This window comes from Pseudolysinimonas sp. (genome assembly GCF_031389465.1).
Lineage (GTDB): Bacteria > Actinomycetota > Actinomycetes > Actinomycetales > Microbacteriaceae > Pseudolysinimonas_A.
In genome coordinates this window covers 1-3521 of record NZ_JANMSQ010000054.1, presented here as the reverse complement: position 1 = coordinate 3521, position 3521 = coordinate 1, and the positions used below count along the sequence as shown (strand labels likewise).

The following is a 3521-nucleotide window of genomic DNA, read 5'->3' as shown; positions in this document are numbered from 1 at the left end:
GTCACCGACGTTGACGACCTCAGACGGGTCGACGTCGTGCTTGATGGAGAGTTCGCGGGAGGGGATAACACCCTCGGTCTTGTAGCCGACGTCGAGGAGAACCTCGTCGCGGTCGATCTTGACGACGGTGCCTTCGATGAGGTCTCCGTCGTTGAAGAACTTGAGGGTCAGTTCGACCGCGGCCAGAAAGTCTTCAGCAGATCCGATGTCGTTGATGGCGACCTGCTTGGTAGCCGTGGCGGTCGTTGCGGTGGTCATGTAGTGGTTTCTCCGGAAATGGACATACTCAGGGCCAAGGACGATGCGGTGCGATTGTTTCGCCGATGGCAGGCGGATAGGAATCGCGTCAAACGCGACTCTCTAGCCTAGCGTGAGTGGATGGACCGCGCCAGCGCCTTCACCGCAACACTCCCCCACTGGCTCATCGGGCGTCCGCTGCCTGACGTGCTGGCGACCGACGACGACCGGATGGCGCTCGTGCACGAACTCGCCGATCTCAACTGGCGTGCGGGCAACGGCGGACCGTTTGCGGCGCTCGTAGTGGACAGCGATACGGGCGAGTTGGTCGCCGCGGGCGTCAACGTCGTGCTTTCGAGCGGCCTCTCGGCGGCGCACGCCGAAGTTGTCGCGCTGAGTCTCGCGCAGACGGCTCTTGGCGCGTGGGACCTCGGCGCGCGGAACCTCGAACTCATCGTCAACTGGCGACCGTGCGCGATGTGTTACGGCGCGACGATCTGGTCGGGGGTGCGCCGCCTCGTGATCGCCGGCTCGGGCCCGGAGTGCGAACAACTCACCGGATTCGACGAAGGGCCGGTTCGTGACGACTGGCGAGAGCAGCTCGAAATGCGCGGCATCTCGGTCACGTCCGACGTGTTGCGCGACGGTGCGCTTCGCACCTTCACGGAATACGGCGGTTCGGCATCCACGGTCTACAACGCACGCCGCGGCTGAAGGGTCAACGGCGCCCGCGTGTGGCCACCACCGCGCGAACGGCGTCAGCGACATCCGGATAGGCGAAGACGTAGCCCGCGTCGAGCAGTCGCTCAGGGATGACCCAGCGGCTTTTCAGCACGAGTTCGGTCTCGGTGCGGATCGCCCACGCGCCGGGTTCGAGCAACCACCGGTGCAACGGAATTCCGAACGGCACCCCGACCGCGCGGCGGATACTGCGCATCACGGTGACGCTGTCGACCGGGTTGGGCGCCGCGACGTTGACGACCCCATCGATGTCGGGGTGCGCGATGAGGAATCGGATGATGCCGAGTACGTCGTCGAGGTGCACCCAGGAGAAGCGCTGCCGTCCGCCGCGTGCTCCGTATTCGTGGAGCGTTCCCGCTGCGATTCGCCGTTTCGACCGGAACCACGGCCCGTCGATCTGCGCCCCACCGAATCTGAGGCGCGCGAGGTTCAGCAAAGGCACGAGCGCGCTGCCGCTCCCCAACACGATGGCGGTCCGCAGCGCCACCCGGCGAGTGGCGGGCAACTCACCCTCGAAGAAGGCTTCTTCCCAGGCGCGCGCGATGCCCACGGAAAAGCCAGTTCCCAGCTCCCCCGTCGACTCCGTCATCGGCCGGTCTTCGGCGTGCCGGTAGATGGTCGCGGTCGACGAGTTCACCCACAACGCCGGCGGGGTGGCCGCCGTGGCCACGGCCTCACCGAGCGCACGAGTGGTCTCGACGCGCGAACGTAGGATCTCCGCGCGGTTCGCGGGCCCGTATCGGCAGTTCACGCTCCTGCCTGCGAGGTTGATGAGCACGTGAGCACCGTCGACGACCGCGGCAATGGCGGCAGCATCGCCCCAGGTCGCGTCGGCGTCGGCACGTCCGATCGTCGCGACCTCGTCGCCCGTGGATCGGAGCTGCTGCGTGAGATACCGGCCCATGAAACCGGACGCACCCGCGATCGCGACCTTCACGCGGTCTCGATCCGATAGCTGAACGTGCCCGCGTAACCGTAGATCTCGCCGACAAGCGGAGCAGACATCGAGAACTCGACCCGCTGGCGATCGGCGTGCCGTCGTTCGACGAGCAGGATGCGCGGCGCGAACGGGATCGGGATGCGCACACCTCCGACCCGAAGTCGCACTCGCGTCGATCGCAGCTCGAGTCGACCGTCGACGGCAGCTGCCTGAAGCGCCGCCTCAAGGCGACCCTTGGTGCCCAGCACATCGACGAGACCGTGTGGCGTCATCCGGATCTCGTGCCGCATCACCCGCTCACCGTGCCGGAAGCCAAACGCGATGGTGGCGCGCAGCGACCCGTCGCCCGGGACGTTGACGACCTCGAACGGTACATCGTACTCCCACACCGGGAAGGCGATCGCGGCGCGGCCCAGTATGGCAAAGAGGGGCCACAGCCACCGCCGAGGCGTGCCGACCCGGTCGAACGTGCCGCTCCCCCGGCCGACGTTTCCGGCCGGGATGGTGGAGAAGTAGGTCGCGAGAGCCGGATCGAGCTCCTGCAGCTGCACGCCGAGCGCGAGCTGCCACGGCGATGTCACGCGCAGAACGTCACTTCAGCAGCGTCGCCTTGAGCGTGTCGAGGCCGACCCCTCCGATGTCGAGGGCCTTCTTATGGAAGTCCTTGAACGAGAACGCCGCGCCGTCACGAGTTTGGGCGGCATCCCGAATCTGCTCCCAGATGCGCTGTCCGACCTTGTACGACGGCGCCTGCCCCGGCCAGCCGAGGTAGCGGTTCACCTCGAAGCGCACGAACGAGTCGTTCATGTTGACGTTGTCGCGCATGAAGTCGAGCGCATAGTCGTGATCCCAGGTGCCGCTGCCGTCGAGACGCGGCTTGCCGAGATGCACGCCGATGTCGAGCACGACGCGAGCCGCCCGCATGCGCTGGCCGTCGAGCATCCCGAGCCGGTCGGCCGGGTCATCGAGATAGCCCAACTCTTCCATCAGCCGTTCGGCGTAGAGAGCCCACCCTTCCGCGTGACCGCTCGTACCTCCAAGCTGGCGGCGCCAGAGGTTGAGGGTCGCCCGGTTGTAGACGGCCTGCCCGATCTGCAGGTGGTGACCGGGGACTCCCTCGTGGTACACGGTCGTCAGTTCGCGCCAGGTGTCGAACTCGGTGACACCCTCGGGCACGCTCCACCACATCCGACCCGGTCGTGAGAAGTCGTCGGCGGGCCCGGTGTAGTAGATGCCGCCCTCTTGAGTCGGCGCGATCATGCACTCGAGGTTCTTGATTGCATCAGGGATGTCGAAGTGGTGCTTCGAGAGGTCGGCGACCGCCTGGTCGCTCGTCGCCTGCATCCAGCGCTGCAGCTCGTCGGTGCCGTTGAGCTTGCGGGAGGCATCCTTCTCGAGGGCCTCGATCGCGTCGGCGACGGATCCGCCGGGCACGATCTCGCCCGCAATGCGGGTCTGCTCGGCGACCATCCGCGCCAGCTCTTCGATCCCCCACTCGTAGGTTTCGTCGAGGTCGATCTTCGCGCCGAGGAAGTGTTGCGACCGGAGGGCGTACAGTTCGCGTCCCACGGCGTCGACCTCGGTCGCGGCGGGCGCCAACTCG

5 protein-coding genes are annotated in these 3521 nt (G+C 66.7%); 1 reads left to right on the top strand and 4 read right to left on the bottom strand.

Going from position 1 to position 3521, the window contains the following annotated elements; translation table 11 throughout:
* Window positions 1–258: S1 RNA-binding domain-containing protein (locus tag RMO30_RS02140; RefSeq protein ID WP_309708895.1), on the bottom strand; the 258-nt coding region annotated here is incomplete at its 3' end.
* 120 nt (window positions 259–378) lie between these two features.
* Between RMO30_RS02140 and RMO30_RS02135 the strand changes: the two genes are divergently transcribed.
* Window positions 379–951, top strand: a complete 573-nt coding sequence (locus RMO30_RS02135; protein ID WP_309708893.1) for a nucleoside deaminase — start codon at window positions 379–381, stop codon at window positions 949–951.
* A 4-nt stretch (window positions 952–955) separates the two neighbouring features.
* Here RMO30_RS02135 and RMO30_RS02130 read toward each other — a convergent pair whose 3' ends face one another.
* The 3 genes from RMO30_RS02130 to RMO30_RS02120 form a co-directional block, all read right to left on the bottom strand.
* Window positions 956–1915, bottom strand: coding sequence for a DUF1731 domain-containing protein (locus RMO30_RS02130; protein WP_309708891.1), 960 nt, complete (start codon window positions 1913–1915; stop codon window positions 956–958).
* The gene (locus RMO30_RS02125; RefSeq protein ID WP_309708888.1) at window positions 1912–2499 is read right to left on the bottom strand and encodes a DUF4166 domain-containing protein; all 588 of its coding nucleotides are present in this window, start codon (window positions 2497–2499) and stop codon (window positions 1912–1914) included. The genes RMO30_RS02130 and RMO30_RS02125 overlap by 4 nt, the downstream gene beginning before the upstream one ends.
* Window positions 2500–2509: 10 nt before the next feature.
* Window positions 2510–3521 (bottom strand): DUF885 domain-containing protein (locus tag RMO30_RS02120; RefSeq protein ID WP_309708885.1); only part of this gene is annotated, 1012 nt, incomplete at its 5' end.